The 13,407-nt window shown below is 70.7% G+C and carries 12 protein-coding genes and 2 pseudogenes; 5 read left to right on the top strand and 9 right to left on the bottom strand.

The features are described from left to right. Positions 1-401: 401 nt before the first annotated feature. From ABD932_RS20335 to ABD932_RS44185, 3 genes are all read right to left on the bottom strand, one after another. Positions 402-1,439 (bottom strand): exonuclease domain-containing protein, encoded by a 1,038-nt coding sequence (locus ABD932_RS20335; RefSeq protein ID WP_345014754.1) that lies wholly within the window; start codon positions 1,437-1,439, stop codon positions 402-404. Positions 1,440-1,946: 507 nt separating this feature from the next. Next, the gene (locus ABD932_RS20330; RefSeq protein WP_345014752.1) at positions 1,947-2,099 is read right to left on the bottom strand and encodes a hypothetical protein; all 153 of its coding nucleotides are present in this window, start codon (positions 2,097-2,099) and stop codon (positions 1,947-1,949) included. A gap of 466 nt (positions 2,100-2,565) precedes the next feature. Further along, positions 2,566-2,862: a Sec-independent protein translocase subunit TatA/TatB gene (locus tag ABD932_RS44185; RefSeq protein ID WP_486389369.1), complete on the bottom strand. Its 297-nt coding sequence runs from the start codon at positions 2,860-2,862 to the stop codon at positions 2,566-2,568. An 83-nt stretch (positions 2,863-2,945) separates the two neighbouring features. On the opposite strand from ABD932_RS44185, the pseudogene ABD932_RS20325 reads away from it, so the two are divergent. Continuing rightward, a pseudogene (locus ABD932_RS20325) lies at positions 2,946-3,116 on the top strand (CBS domain-containing protein); the annotation flags it as partial. Positions 3,117-3,251: 135 nt separating this feature from the next. Here ABD932_RS20325 and ABD932_RS20320 read toward each other — a convergent pair. Next, positions 3,252-4,583 (bottom strand): hypothetical protein, encoded by a 1,332-nt coding sequence (locus ABD932_RS20320; RefSeq protein WP_345014750.1) that lies wholly within the window; start codon positions 4,581-4,583, stop codon positions 3,252-3,254. 114 nt (positions 4,584-4,697) lie between these two features. On the opposite strand from ABD932_RS20320, the gene ABD932_RS20315 reads away from it, so the two are divergent. Then, the gene (locus tag ABD932_RS20315; RefSeq protein ID WP_345014748.1) at positions 4,698-5,939 is read left to right on the top strand and encodes a molybdopterin-dependent oxidoreductase; all 1,242 of its coding nucleotides are present in this window, start codon (positions 4,698-4,700) and stop codon (positions 5,937-5,939) included. Between the two features lie 316 nt (positions 5,940-6,255). Here ABD932_RS20315 and ABD932_RS20310 read toward each other — a convergent pair whose 3' ends face one another. From ABD932_RS20310 to ABD932_RS20300, 3 genes are read right to left on the bottom strand one after another with little or no spacing between them, the layout of a single operon-like run. Further along, entirely contained in the window at positions 6,256-7,008 is a 753-nt protein-coding gene (locus ABD932_RS20310; protein WP_345014746.1) for a class I SAM-dependent methyltransferase, read from the bottom strand. Beyond that, a complete protein-coding gene (locus ABD932_RS20305) occupies positions 7,005-7,622 on the bottom strand; it encodes a TIGR04282 family arsenosugar biosynthesis glycosyltransferase (RefSeq protein WP_345014744.1) in 618 nt (205 codons plus the stop codon). The genes ABD932_RS20310 and ABD932_RS20305 overlap by 4 nt, the downstream gene beginning before the upstream one ends. Further along, positions 7,619-8,317, bottom strand: a complete 699-nt coding sequence (locus ABD932_RS20300) for a glycosyltransferase family 2 protein (protein ID WP_345014742.1) — start codon at positions 8,315-8,317, stop codon at positions 7,619-7,621. The genes ABD932_RS20305 and ABD932_RS20300 overlap by 4 nt, the downstream gene beginning before the upstream one ends. A gap of 114 nt (positions 8,318-8,431) precedes the next feature. Here ABD932_RS20300 and ABD932_RS20295 point away from each other — a divergent pair, with 114 nt between their 5' ends. Both ABD932_RS20295 and ABD932_RS20290 read left to right on the top strand, forming a co-directional pair. Further along, positions 8,432-9,157 (top strand): response regulator transcription factor, encoded by a 726-nt coding sequence (locus tag ABD932_RS20295; RefSeq protein WP_345014740.1) that lies wholly within the window; start codon positions 8,432-8,434, stop codon positions 9,155-9,157. A 2-nt stretch (positions 9,158-9,159) separates the two neighbouring features. After that, complete coding sequence (locus tag ABD932_RS20290; RefSeq protein ID WP_345014738.1) at positions 9,160-10,272, top strand: sensor histidine kinase; 1,113 nt, start codon at positions 9,160-9,162, stop codon at positions 10,270-10,272. A 24-nt stretch (positions 10,273-10,296) separates the two neighbouring features. On the opposite strand, the gene ABD932_RS20285 is transcribed toward ABD932_RS20290, so the two are convergent. Beyond that, the gene (locus ABD932_RS20285; protein ID WP_345014736.1) at positions 10,297-11,283 is read right to left on the bottom strand and encodes an NAD-dependent epimerase/dehydratase family protein; all 987 of its coding nucleotides are present in this window, start codon (positions 11,281-11,283) and stop codon (positions 10,297-10,299) included. 159 nt (positions 11,284-11,442) lie between these two features. On the opposite strand from ABD932_RS20285, the gene ABD932_RS20280 reads away from it, so the two are divergent. Beyond that, positions 11,443-12,180: a flavodoxin family protein gene (locus ABD932_RS20280; protein WP_345014734.1), complete on the top strand. Its 738-nt coding sequence runs from the start codon at positions 11,443-11,445 to the stop codon at positions 12,178-12,180. A gap of 215 nt (positions 12,181-12,395) precedes the next feature. Here the strand turns inward: ABD932_RS20280 and ABD932_RS20275 are convergent. Then, positions 12,396-13,230: pseudogene (locus ABD932_RS20275) on the bottom strand (DUF2182 domain-containing protein). Between the last annotated feature and the right edge of the window lie 177 nt (positions 13,231-13,407).

Below are 13,407 nucleotides of genomic sequence, written 5' to 3'. Positions count from 1 at the left end.
TGGAATCGGGCTGAGTGGAGACCTCGGGGGGCGTCGAAAGGTTGTACGTAGCGGAGAGGTTTTTGGGGACGTGAATCAGGAGCGCCTCAGCCAGGAGCGCCTCAACCGGAAGTCGTTCCCCAGGAGTTATGACGGCCACGCGTCCGAACGACGCAGCACGCCGGCCGAGGTGGTGCCGGTCCGGGCGTCCCAACCGGATGCAGGTGCGATGGAGAACGAGATCTCAGACGCCGTCGCTACGGCCTCCTGTACCTCGTCCTCCTCGAAGTTACGACCTACATGATGGGCTTCGGAGCGATTGTGGAACTCATCGGCGGCAAGGTGGCGTAGTACCTCCTTCTGCGGGTGGAGCGAACGAGCCGCCACTTGCGACCGCCCACACGGCCAGTAGCGATGACGGATCAGTGCTGCAGCGAGGGATGCGCCTTCTCAAGCGCCCTTCTCTCCAGTACGAGTTGATCGAACTCCGCATCGCTGATCATCGGCGCGTCCTTGACGTAGTAGCGGAACCGGTGTTCATCGATCTCCACGCTGAGGCTTGCGTGCTGGGTGGCTGCCTCCGTGAGAGACAGCGCTTGTGCCTGACGCAGAGCCTCCACGCTCACCGGGGTGGCGGCGGACAGGGAAAGCAGCTCCAGAAATTCGGTCTCGGAAATAACCTCGATCTCATGCCCGGAGTCCAGGAGTTCCTTCGCTTTCCGGTGCTTCCCGCTGAGCGTCATGCCAGGTGCGAAGCGCGTGGGGTCGGCGGTGCCGACGACCAGGATGTCGGTCTTGCGGCTCACCCCGGCTGTCGCTTGCGCGCCGACGTCTGCCAGTTGGTGTTGGGCCTCGGCGCGGGACAGGGAGTTCAACGTGCCGGTGATGCAGACGTGTTGCCCATACAGGGGGCCCTCGGGGTCCGCGTCCGGATTCGCGGTCGGGATGGGCGGGCGCTTCTCCTGGACGCGTCGGCGGCAGTTCGACCACGAAACGGAATCCGAATAAAGCTGGCCGTAACGGATCTGGAGTTTCCCCAGCAGATCGTCGAGTTTGTCTGTCCCATGCACGGCCATGGCGGCGAGCATGACGCGAGCGGCCGTGTCGGCGTCTGCTTGAGCATCGTGATGGGGGCCTGCCATGGATACGCCGGCGGCCTCGGCCACGAACGGAAGGCGATAGGCGAGCAGCCTCCAGGTCTGACGAGCGACAACCAGTGAGCAGGCGTACCGGACCTCCGGCCATTCCACCGCCGTCTCCGTGCAGGCTTCGCGCAATGCTCTGAAGTCAAAGGCAGCGTTGTGCGCGACCAGTGGGCGGCCGTCGGCGAAGTTGAGGATCTGCTCCAGAACCGCTGGCCAGGCAGGCGCACCATCGACCATCTGTGCGGTGATGCCGTGGATCGAGGTGTTGTACGCCGCGAAGCCGCCGTCACCGCGGCTGGAAGCGGTTATGCGCACGCGGCCAGGACGCTTGCGTCATCCTCGGCCGTTGGTCATGCGGCCTCCGCCTCTGCTTCGGCGTCAGAGAGGGGCGGAGAGGGATGCGTGTGGAGGACTTGGTCGGCGAGGCCGCACGCTTGGGCTGCACGTACCACCCGGACTTGATCGCTTTCCTGGTCTTCTCTGAGACCCAGGTGCATTGGTCCGCTGCCCGGTCGCTTGTGTAGACCAGCGCCAGGTGCTCCATCAGGTTCTCGGCCTTGTTGACGTACCTGTCGGGTTGCTCGGAGATGTGGGCCGCGCCGCGAAATGCTTCCTGGGAATCCACGTCCTTGGAAGGGCACTCTGAACCGAGGGCGCCGGCGATCTGCGCGGTGGCCCACCGAGTGATGTACAGGTCGACATCGGAGACCGGAAGGCCGAGCCACCGTGCCACGGTCGGCCGCTCGACTTCGCAACTCATTGCGTATGTCGTCAGAAGCGCGCGCAGGGTCTCGATCGAGAAGTGAAGGCTGTCGAGCCTGCTCAGAAGGATGCGTACCCACTCGCCGCTGTGAGCGCCGGTCTGTCCGCGGGCGTCAAAGCGCTGGAGAGGCCACCCCCGAGCCCGTCCAGCTCGACGCAGATGAGTGCCTCGATGCCGGGGTGGATGCGTGAGGCGTCGTCGTCTTGAGACATGACCCGCCCTGTTCTTTCGGCGTGCTGGTGTTGGAGCCTGTCCAACGGCATCAGCTCTTGGTGGCTTCGGGGGACTTGCCTCATTCCGCCAAACGGGTGGCCGCGTCTTGTGGCGTGACATGTTTCGGGCGGGGGGGAGAGAGGGGGCTCCGGGGCGGACGGCAGTGTGGCACCGCTCCGCCGTTGCCCTCGCTCCAGATTCGGGAACGCGCAGCACAGGGCAGTCGACAGTGACGTGTCGCGCGCGGCAGTGACCGACTCCGCTTGGGAGAAGCCGACCAAGATCTTCTCCAGGATTTCTCCCAAACGATCTCCAGAAACCCGTCAGGGGCCCGATCCGCTAAGCGGATCAGGCCCCTGACCTGGTACTTCACTGTCGGGGTGGCGGGATTTGAACCCACGACCTCGTCGTCCCGAACGAAGGGCACACACAGGCTGTAGCTGCCAGGATCGGCGTCTGTACAGGTCAGGGGAGTGGTCTCCGTTGGTGTGGGATGGTCTTCGAGGGGCTCTGGGAGAAGATCTTCTCCCAGATTTCTCCCGCGGGCACCGGCATGCCGCAATGGCAGCACCAGACACGCCGCCTTGCTTGGGCGAATTTGCGGTCTGCTCCAAGTCGTCCTGGCGGGGGCGCACCACATCGAGGGCGTACCGGTTTGCCGATGGGGCGAGTGGCGGAACGGACCAGGTCAGGAAGTCTCTTGGCCCCGAGGAGGAGTATGGCGCCGATGAGGGTGATCGCGAGTTCCCTCAGTCCGAACATGGGGATCATGTACCTCCTTGACCCGGGCTGGGCGCGGCCGAATGTATCGGTGCGACGGGGACAGCGATATCGCCGTCTCGGTCCCGGTCACCCAGGTCCGCATCGACACCCCGCTGGACGGCACCCTCACCGCCCTCCGTGCCGACGGCAGCCACCTGGCCGCCGTCATGGGCGGGACGGGCGCCGTTCTCGGATTCGTGACCATGGAAGACGTCCTGTCCGAACTGGTCGGCCCGGCTCCGGCCACCGCCTGACGACTTCCCGATTGCGTGTGCCGGCTACGTGGGTCGTGTCCGGGCGTACGCTGCCGGCCAGGCCCCGCCGCAATCCCCCATGCGGCAGGGCCGTCCGCTCCGCGGCCGTGGTCAGACCGGACTCCCTCCCGAGCGTCACCATCCGGTGCGCAGCAGATGGTTGAGAAGCAGCGCGAGTACCGCCTGGGCGGCAAGCCAGGCGCGGGGTCGGGTGAGGAACGCGCAGGCCGGCAGTAGCCACACCGCGAAGGGGAGCCAGATGCGTTCGGTCTCGGCTTTGCTCATGCCGGACAGGTCGGCGGCCAGGAGGGCGAGGAGGGCCGCGGACACGAGAAGGGCGAGGCGGACGTGCCCGGGGGGTTCGGTGCGCCGCCGGAGCAGCACGGCACCCGTCCGCCGTAGCCCCGGTGCCGTCGCCAGGCCCGTGATCAGGACCGCGCAGGCAAGGTTCGCCCATACCCAGTAGCCGTACGGGCGGATGCCACCCACGCCCTGGTAGTAGCGCGTGACCAGGAGGCGGTACGCCTCCCACCAGTCGAACCCGGCGAGGGTGAAGGCCGTTGGCACGACGGCCAGACCGGCGAGCAGCGCCGCGAGCAGCATGGGCCGCTCCCGGACGTGCCGTCGGCCGAGCAGCAGCACCGCCGCGCCGATGAGGGCGACGAGTGTGAGGCCGTACGAGAGGTAGCAGGTGAGCCCGAAGAGGAGTCCGGCTGCTGCCGCCCACCACAACGACCGACCGGTGACCGCGAGTGCCAGCAGCGCCACGGCCCATGCCGCGACCGCCGCGAAGTACGCGTCGGCCGAGGTGCCCATCCACACCGCGGCCGGGGCCAGGACCAGGAAGGGCGCCGCTCGTCGCGCGAGGTTCTCACCGGCCAGTGCCCGTACCGCGATCAGTACGGCGACGCATGCCGTGGCGCCGACGGCGATGCACCACACCCCGGCCCAGCCGCCGCCCCGCAGGCCGATCCGGTCGAGGAGGACGAAGGTGAGCGTTGCCGCCGGGGGGTGCCCGGCGACATGGGCGGGCCAGTTGTCGGGGGACTCCAGAAGGATGTGGTGGGTGAAGTCCCGCAGGGTGGCCGGGATGTCGTCGAAGCGGTCGATGACCTGGAGGTATTCGTGGGGGGTGGTGAGCCGGCCCGCGATGCCGCGCTGCCAGCCGTCGATCAGGGCGAGGGAGGCGATCCAGGCCGTTGCCGTCGCCCAGGCCGTCACGAGCAAGGCCCGCCAGGGCAGTCGGGCGGCGAGGGCGGGGCCGTATGCGACCACGGCCGCCGCCACGAGGAGGGCGGCCGGGGCGCCGGGTCCGACGTGTGGGTCCCAAGCGGCGAGCAACGGTGGCCAGTTGACGAACAGGGTGTGGTGGGAGTGCTGGATGTGCCGTCCGACCAGTACGGCCGCCGTGACGAGGAGGGCGGCGGCCAGGGCGGCGTACAGATCGCGGAGGAGGGGGCGGGTCACATCCGCACGCTAGGCCGGGCGATGGGTTGAAGTACCTCCGTCCGGGCCGGACGTCAGCGTTTCGTCATGGGTCGCGGAGCCGTTCCGGGGGTGTGTCGGACCTACGGTCGAGCCATGACACGGTCTCCTTCCTCGCCGGGTTTCTGGCGCAGCCCCCTGCGCGGCCCGTGGCTGACCTCGGTGCTGGGCGTCGTCCTGCTCGGCGGGATCACGGTGCTGTTCGTGACGGGGCTGGTGTCCTACGCCGCCTACAACCCGAACCTGGCTCCGGTGAACGACAAGACCCCGGACAAGGGGATCCTCGGCTTCTACCTCTTCTCCTGGCCCACCGACCCGCACTGGCTGTACCGGCTCAACCAGGGCGTCCACGTCACGCTCGGCGTCACCCTGATCCCGGTGCTGCTGGCCAAGCTGTGGTCGGTGATCCCGAGGCTGTTCGCGCTGCCGCCGGCCCGCTCGCTCGCGCACGCGCTGGAGCGGATCTCGCTGCTGTTGCTGGTCGGCGGCGCGCTGTTCGAATTCGTGACGGGCGTGCTCAACATCCAGCTGGACTACATCTTCCCGGGCTCCTTCTACACCCTGCACTTCTACGGGGCCTGGGTGTTCTTCGCCGCGTTCGTCGCCCACGCCGTTCTGAAGACCCCCGCGGTTCTACGGAACCTGCGCCGGCTCGGGGAGGACGACTCATCCGATCCGGTCCCGTCCGATCTGGTCTCCCCGCGCCCGGGTCCGCCGACCGTCTCCCGGCGTGGTGCCTTGTGGTTCGTCGGGGGCGGCTCGCTGCTGCTGTTCGCGACCACGGTCGGGCAGAGCTTCGACGGGCTGCTGCGGCGCACCGCCCTGCTGGCCCCGCACGGCGGAGCCGAACCGGGCAGCGGCCCGAACGGCTTCCAGATCAACAAGACGGCCCGGTACGCAGGAATCGACGCGGCGGAGACGAACGAGGACGCCTGGCACCTCGTCGTGACCGGACGTACCGGCACCGTCCGCCTGAGCCGTGCCGAGCTGGCCCGACTTCCCCTGCACAGTGCGGCGTTGCCCATTGCCTGTGTCGAGGGCTGGTCGACGTCCGACCAGTGGTGGCGCGGGGTGCGGCTGCGTGATCTCGCCGCGCTCGTCGGGTACGACGACGATCCGCCGGACGTGCTCGTCGAGTCCCTCCAGCGGCGCGGCGCCTTCCGCCGCGCCGCGCTGCGAGCCAATCAGGTCGCCGACCCGCGCTCCCTGCTCGCGCTGTACGTCAACGGCGAGGACCTGTCCCCCGACCATGGCTTCCCGGCGCGGATCATCGTGCCCGCGGCGCCCGGCGTGCTGAACACCAAGTGGGTGGCCCGTATGACCTTCGGAGACCTCTGATGCGCCGACCGCTGATCCCTGTCGGAAGTCCGTTCCAGCTTCTGCTGCTCGCCGCCTCGTTCGCACTCGCTGGCTACGCCGGGGTTCGCCTCCTCGCCGACGACTGGTTCGCGGTGGCGGTGTGGTTCGTGGGGGCGGCGCTGCTGCACGACCTCGTCCTGCTGCCGCTGTACGCGGTGGCGGACCGGGCCGTCGTACGGGGGCTCGATGCGGCAGGACGACGGGAGTGGGCGATGTACGTCCGTGTCCCGGCAGCGCTGTCCGGCCTGCTCCTGCTTGTGTGGTTCCCGCTGATCAGCGGGAGGGTGGACCGCCGTTACCGCCTGGGCACCGGCCTGTCTCCGGACGGCTTCCTCGCCCGTTGGCTACTGATCACCGCCGTGCTCTTCGGCGCCTCGGCGTTGCTGCTGGCGCTGCGGTTGCGCAGGGCGACGAAGCAGCGCTCCCCGGCCGTCCACTGACCGACAGCCCTCCACCCGGCCCTGCGGGCGTGCCGCAGCAGGGCCGGGGTGCCTAGCCGCGCCCAGGGGAACGCACCGTCCGGTCCACAGTTGTGGATGACGTCGACGACCTGCACCTCGACGCGCTCGTCGATGTCCACCGGCGCGGTCTCTGCGATCAACAGACCGCCGGGGGAGAGGAGTCCGGCCACCCGGTCCAGCAGGGCGCGCGGATCGCCGCCGATGCCGACGTTGCCGTCCATGAGCAGGACGGTGCCCCAGCGGCCCTCGCCGGGCAGGGAGTCGAAGACCGAGCGCCGCAGTGCCTGGCCACCTAGCCGTACGGCGTGGTGGACGGCGGTCTCGCTGACGTCGATGCCGAGGACGGTCCGGCCACGGGCGGCGAGTTCCGCGACCAGCCGCCCGGGGCCGCAGCCGACGTCCAGCACGGCGCCCTCGCACCGGTCCAGTACGTCGAGGTCGACCGGGTCGGCGTGCGTGCACCAGCGTTCGACGTCGAGCGGCAGCAGCCAGCCGTCGGCGCGGCGCAGGAAGAGCGGGCCACGACCGGCGTCCAGGGCGGTGGCGTAGGGGTCGGCGGCGGCCCAGGCGGCAGGCGTCGTGGTCATGGGCGCGTCGCCGCCCGGCACCGGGCCAGCCGTGCAGCGAACTTCCCGCGCGGGGCGATCGCGGCGACGGCGTGGGCATCTGCGGCAGTGTCGACGTCCCGCAACCGGGGCAGGTCCCGCACGCGCAGCCCCGCGCGCACGAGCCGCTCCCGTTGTACGGCGCCGGTGACCGGCGTCGACATGGGCACGCCCCGGAGCAGGGTGGGGTCGGGCTCGGCCAGCCCGAGGGCCCAGAAGCCACCGTCCTCGGCCGGACCGAAGTACGCGTCGCAGTCCGCGAAGTCGACGGTGAGCAACTCCGGCGTCACCTGCGGGGTGTCCATGCCGATCAGCAGCGCGGGGCCGTCGCACCCGGCGAAAGCGGCCGCGAGCCGTTCGTCGAGACCGCCCGCGCACTGCCGTACGACATCGAAGCCGGGCGGGAGCCAGGGACCGGCAGTGCCGTCCAGCACGAGGACGCGGCGGGCGGCGGGCGTGGCGGCCACGGCCCGCAGAGTGTCGGCGAGCGCGGCCTCCGCGAGCGCCGCCGCCTCCGACGGCGTGAACGGCGGGGTGAGCCGAGTCTTGACCCGGCCCGGCACAGGCTCCTTGGCGATGACGAGGAGGGTGGTCACCGGGCCGTCCCCTCGCGTACGGGTGCTTCGTTCAGCACGCGGCTCATGTCCCGCACCGCCTGCCAGGTGCCGCGCCAGGTGCCCGTCACCTTCGAGGTGCCGGCGCGGGTCAGGTAGGGCACGTCGTGCTCGGCGATGCGCCAGCCCGCGTCGGCGGCGCGCACCACCATCTGGAGCGGGTAGCCGCTGCGCCGGTCGGTGAGGTCGAGGGCGAGCAGGGGCTCGCGGCGGGCGGCGCGCAGGGGGCCGAGGTCGTGCAGGCGCAGACCGGTGCGGCGGCGCAGCAGCCGGGCGAGCGCGAGGTTGCCGGCTCTCGCGTGCGCCGGCCATGCGCCGCGCCCCTGCGGTCGCCTGCGGCCGAGCACCAGGTCGGCCGCGCCGGAGCGGACCTCACGAACGAAGGGTTCCAGCTGGGCCGGGTCGAGGGAGGCGTCGCAGTCACAGAAGCACACGAACTCGGCGGTGGCCGCGGTCAGGCCCGCGTGGCAGGCCGCGCCGAAACCCCGCCGGGGCTCGTGCACGACGGTCGCCCCGAGCGATCGGGCGACATCCGCCGATCCGTCCGTGGAGCCGTTGTCCACGACCAGGGCCCGCCAGCCGGCCGGAACCCGGGCCAGGACCCAGGGAAGGGCCTCGGCCTCATTCAGGCAGGGGAGCACGACATCTACATCCGCGTCGGTGGTCACGGCTCTCACCCTACGAACGGGATTCGGACATATCGGTCCTTCGCTCCTTACGAAACGCGGACGTCGGAGCCCCGGGAGCCGACCGAAGCCGCACAGAGGCGGGCCCGGTGCGAGGCTGGGGGCATGCAGCAGTCGTACGAGGTGGACGGAGCGGACGCCCGCGCCCGGGTCCTGGTCGTCGACGACGACCCCACGGTCGCGGAGGTCGTCGCCGGTTACCTGGACCGGGCCGGGTACGTCGTCGACCGGGCCGACGACGGTCCGGCGGCCCTGACCCGGGCCGCCGCCCACTGGCCGGACCTGGTGGTGTTGGACCTGATGCTGCCGGGCATGGACGGGCTGGAGGTCTGCCGCCGGATGCGCGGCCACGGGCCCGTACCGGTCATCATGCTCACCGCGCGCGGTGACGAGGACGACCGCATCCTCGGTCTGGAGGTCGGCGCCGACGACTACGTCACCAAGCCGTTCAGCCCCCGCGAACTCGTCCTCAGGGTGGAGTCGGTGCTGCGCCGCGCACGGCCCGGCGCGGGGACGCGTGTGCTGAGCGCGGCCGGCCTGACCGTCGACCCGGCCGCCCGCCGCGCCACCAAGAACGGCACCGAACTCGCCCTCACCCTCCGGGAGTTCGACCTCCTCGCCTTCTTCCTGCGCAATCAGGGACGGGCGTACGGCCGCGAGGACCTGATGCGCGAGGTGTGGGGCTGGGACTTCGGCGACCTGTCCACGGTCACCGTCCACGTCCGCCGGCTGCGCGGCAAGGTCGAGGACGACCCGGCCCGGCCCCGGCTCATCCAGACGGTGTGGGGCGTGGGCTACCGCTTCGAACCCGGCGGCAGGGACGAGGACTGACCGTGCGCGACACCCTCCTCATCGCCCTGTACGCCTTCGCCGGCGCCGCCGTCACCGGCCTGGCCGGAGCCGGTGCGCTGCGCCTGCTGCGCCGCCGCTCGCTCACCGCGTCGCTCACCGTGGTCGCCGCGGTCGGAGTGGTCGCCATGCTCGCGGGCACGCTCGCCGTCGCCTGGGCGATGTTCCTGTCGCCGCACGACCTCACCGTGGTGACGACCGTGGTCGCGATGGCGGCCGTGGTCTCACTCGCCACCGCGCTGCTTCTGGGCCGCTGGGTCGTCGCCCGCAGTCGCGAACTCGCCCTCGCCGCCCGCTCGTTCGGCGACGGCGGCGACTTCTCCGCGCCCGACGGCCCGGCCACCGCCGAACTGGAGTCACTCAGCCGGGAGCTGGCGGCCACCAGCGCGAAGCTCGCCGAATCCCGCGACCGTGAACGCGCGCTGGAGACCTCCCGACGCGAACTGGTCGCCTGGATCTCCCACGACCTGCGCACCCCGCTGGCCGGCCTGCGTGCCATGTCCGAGGCGCTGGAGGACGGAGTCGCCGCCGACCCCGACCGCTACCTGAGGCAGATCCGCACCGAGGTCGAACGCCTCAACGGCATGGTCGGCGACCTCTTCGAACTCTCCCGCATCCACGCCGGAACCCTGCCCCTGAACCCCGCCAGGATCTCCCTGTACGACCTGATCGGCGACGCCCTCGCGGGCGCGGACCCGCTCGCCCGCGAACACGGCGTAAAGCTGGTCGGCGACGACGTGGACGCCGTCCCGGTCGAGGTCGACGGCAAGGAGATGAGCCGCGTCCTGGGCAACCTCCTGGTCAACGCCATTCGCCGCACCCCCGCCGACGGCACGGTCGCGGTCGCCGCCGAGCGCTCGCACGACGGTGTGGTCGTGTCCGTCACGGACGGCTGCGGGGGCATCCCCGAGGAGGACCTGCCCCGGGTCTTCGACACCGGCTGGCGCGGCACGCACGCCCGGACCCCACCGGCAGGCGCGGGGCTGGGTCTGGCCATCGTCCGCGGGATCGTGGAGGCCCACCACGGGCGGGCCACCGTACGCAACATCCCCGGCGGCTGCCGCTTCGAGGTGACGCTGCCAGCGGCCCACGGGTGAGGTCGGTCCGGGGCACAGGTGGGGTCACTCGCGGGCGAACTCTCGCATGCCCTCCGCGAACCCGACCTGCGGCTTCCAGCCCAGCTCGGCCCGCAGCCGTGCGGAGTCCGCGGTGATGTGCCGGACGTCTCCCAGCCGGTACTCGCCGGTCACGACGGGCTCGGGTCCCCCGCACGCCGAGGCCAGCGCATGGGCCATCTCGCCCACGGTGTGCGGCTCACCGCTGCCGGTGTTGTACGCAGTCAGGACACCGTCCGGTGCCTCTGCCTCCAGCGCGGCCACGTTGGCGGCGGCCACGTCCCGCACATGCACGAAGTCCCGTCGCTGACGGCCGTCCTCGAAGACCCGCGGCGCCTCGCCCCGGGCGAGTGCGGACCGGAAGAAGGAGGCGACCCCGGCGTACGGGGTGTCGCGGGGCATCCGGGGCCCGTACACGTTGTGGTAGCGCAGCGACACCGCCGAGCAGCCCCTCGACCGGGCCCACGCGGCGGCCAGGTGCTCCTGCGCGAGCTTGGTCGTGGCGTACACGTTCCGAGGATCGACCGGCGCGTCCTCCCCGACCAGCCCAGGAGCCAGTGCCTCCCCGCACACCGGGCACGGCGGCTCGAACCGCCCCACGTCCAGATCGGCGACGTCCCGCGGCCCCGGCCGCACCACCCCGTGCCGCAGGCACTCGTAGCGCCCCTCCCCGTACACGACCATCGACCCGGCCAGCACGAGACGCCGTACCGCCGCGTCGGCCATCGCGGCGAGCAGCACGGCGGTGCCCAGGTCGTTGCGCGAGACGTACTCCGCCGCGTCGGCGACCCCGTTGCCGAGCCCGACCATCGCCGCCTGATGGCAGACGGCGTCGACACCGGCCAGCGCGCGGGCGACCGCCGCCGGGTCCCGCACATCGGCGCCGGGATCCGCCCGGACGTCGTACACGACCGGCTCGTGCCCGTGGGCCGTGAGCGCCTCGACGACATGGGACCCGATGAACCCGGCACCGCCGGTGACCAGTACTCGCATACGGCCACGCTAGGTCCGTGTCGGTGCCGCGCCCCCGTGACGGGCCCGGCACGTCATCACTCCGTAAGACGTCCAAGGCGCGTCGGAAGGGAACAAAACGGTACCTCCGCGAGACGCTGCCGTACGCGCCCCCCCCACTCGCCGCCCAGGGAGACCGCCATGGCAACGTCGCCTTCCCCGTCCGCGAACGACTCCTACCGCTTCGACGACCTCACCGCCCTGTTCATCAACTGCACGCTCAAGCCGTCCCCGCAGCTCAGCCACACCCAGGGACTGATCGACAAGAGCGCGGCGGTCATGATGGAGCGCGGGGTCACCACATCCGAGATCCGGGCCGTCGATCACGACATCGCCCCCGGCGTATATCCGGACATGACCGAGCACGGCTTCGCGGTCGACGAGTGGCCCGCACTGTACGAGCAGGTGATGGCCGCCGACATCCTGGTGCTCGCCGGCCCGATCTGGCTCGGCGACAACAGCTCCGTCACCAAGAAGGTCATCGAGCGGCTCTACGCCTGCTCCTCACTGCTCAACTCCCAGGGCCAGTACGCCTACTACGGCCGCGTCGGAGGCTGTCTGATCACCGGAAACGAGGACGGCGTCAAGCACTGCGCGATGAACGTCCTCTACAGCCTCCAGCACCTCGGCTACACGATCCCGCCCCAGGCCGACGCCGGCTGGATCGGCGCGGCCGGCCCCGGACCGTCGTACCTCGACCCGGACTCGGGCGGCCCGGACAACGACTTCACCAACCGCAACACCGCCTTCATGACCTGGAACCTCATGCACCTGGCAGCCCTGCTCAAGCGCGCGGGCGGCGTCCCCGCCCACGGCAACCAGCGCTCCGAATGGGACGCCGGCTGCCGCGCCGACGCGGCCAACCCCGAACACCGCTGAGGCGCTCACGCCCGAGGCGTACGACTTGCGTCATCCGTCCCGCGCAGGTTGTGCGGCCTCCCCTCAAGCTTCCACCTCACGTCCCGGTCGGGAAACCGGCCCACGTCGGCAATCGCCCCTGTGGCGGGCAGCGGCGGCGAGCCGCTCATCGAGCGGACCCACAGCTGACGAGTCGGCGGGAGCGCCAGGGAGTGACCTGGCACATATGGGGGTGATCACATGCCGTCCATTGACGGCATCGAGCCCTGCAGCCCCGGCAGCAGCCAGTCCTGAAACGGGACGAGCAGGGCCAGGACGAGGAAGCGACGCCCACGACGCTGGTGAGGAGCAAGCCCCAGGACCACAGCTTCTCCATGAAGATCACCAAGGCCAGTCCGGTCATCGCCGCCACGTTCATCACGCCGACCGGAATGAGGACGGCCATCGGTCCGGCGCAGCAGCCGACACAGTAGGCGCCGTGGTGGACGCCCACCCGCAGGTCGCGGGCCGGTCGCCGGAAGCCGGCGTAGCGCACCAGATGGCTCAGCGGGTCGCGGCAGTGCCGTAGGCAGACGTGCTTGAGGGGACCGAGTTGGTACAGGCCGGCCAGCAGGAAGGCGATCGAGCCGATCCAGCGTCCGGCGGTCGGATGGCCGTCCACCAAGCCGCCAGTGAAGGCCAGGGCCGCGTAGGCGAGCAGCCCGAAGGCCGTCCACACCAACAGATATCCACCCACGAACTCGATGGATCGGGCGGCCCGGGTCCAGCCCGAGGACTGCCGTCCGATGCCCGCACCCAGGTGAGGGCCACCGGTGCCATGGACGGCAGCATCATGGCCGCCATCATCGTCACCCAGAGCAGCAGGAACAGGGGCAGCGCCATCCCCATGGTGCCGGGCTCGACCCCCATGTCCCGGGCCTGTCCGATCGTCAGAGCCCAGGCGGGCACCGCGATCAGGACGACGAGGATCCAGGCGGCCGCGAGATCCCGCGTGGGCAGCAACCCCCCGCCCGCTCCGGTGGGGGCGGGCGACCGGGTGGGTACGAAGGCGGAAGTCCGGCTGCGACGCATCGGTGTTGCCTCCTGCGGCTGCTTCCAGAACAGCACACGTGCACCTGCGACGCGACCTGGCCCAGGCGGTCCTTACGGCCAGTCAGATTCGCGAACGCGCAGGCCCGAGCCACTTGAGTCGACCTGCCTCGGTCGGCTCAGGCAGTGACCCCTTGGGAGAAGCCGACCAAGATCTTC

It is taken from the genome of Streptomyces shaanxiensis, from assembly GCF_039537145.1.
GTDB lineage: Bacteria > Actinomycetota > Actinomycetes > Streptomycetales > Streptomycetaceae > Streptomyces > Streptomyces shaanxiensis.
This window is presented reverse-complemented; position numbering and strand designations above follow the sequence as displayed.

Coding starts and splice junctions, on each gene's coding strand:
- ABD932_RS20295 (WP_345014740.1), top strand. CDS start 8,432: ATGCAGCAGTCGTACGAGGTGGACGGAGCGGACGCCCGCGCCCGGGTC.
- ABD932_RS20280 (WP_345014734.1), top strand. CDS start 11,443: ATGGCAACGTCGCCTTCCCCGTCCGCGAACGACTCCTACCGCTTCGAC.
- ABD932_RS20285 (WP_345014736.1), bottom strand. CDS start 11,283: ATGCGAGTACTGGTCACCGGCGGTGCCGGGTTCATCGGGTCCCATGTC.
- ABD932_RS20330 (WP_345014752.1), bottom strand. CDS start 2,099: ATGTCTCAAGACGACGACGCCTCACGCATCCACCCCGGCATCGAGGCA.
- ABD932_RS20310 (WP_345014746.1), bottom strand. CDS start 7,008: ATGACCACGACGCCTGCCGCCTGGGCCGCCGCCGACCCCTACGCCACC.
- ABD932_RS44185 (WP_486389369.1), bottom strand. CDS start 2,862: ATGTTCGGACTGAGGGAACTCGCGATCACCCTCATCGGCGCCATACTC.
- ABD932_RS20315 (WP_345014748.1), top strand. CDS start 4,698: ATGACACGGTCTCCTTCCTCGCCGGGTTTCTGGCGCAGCCCCCTGCGC.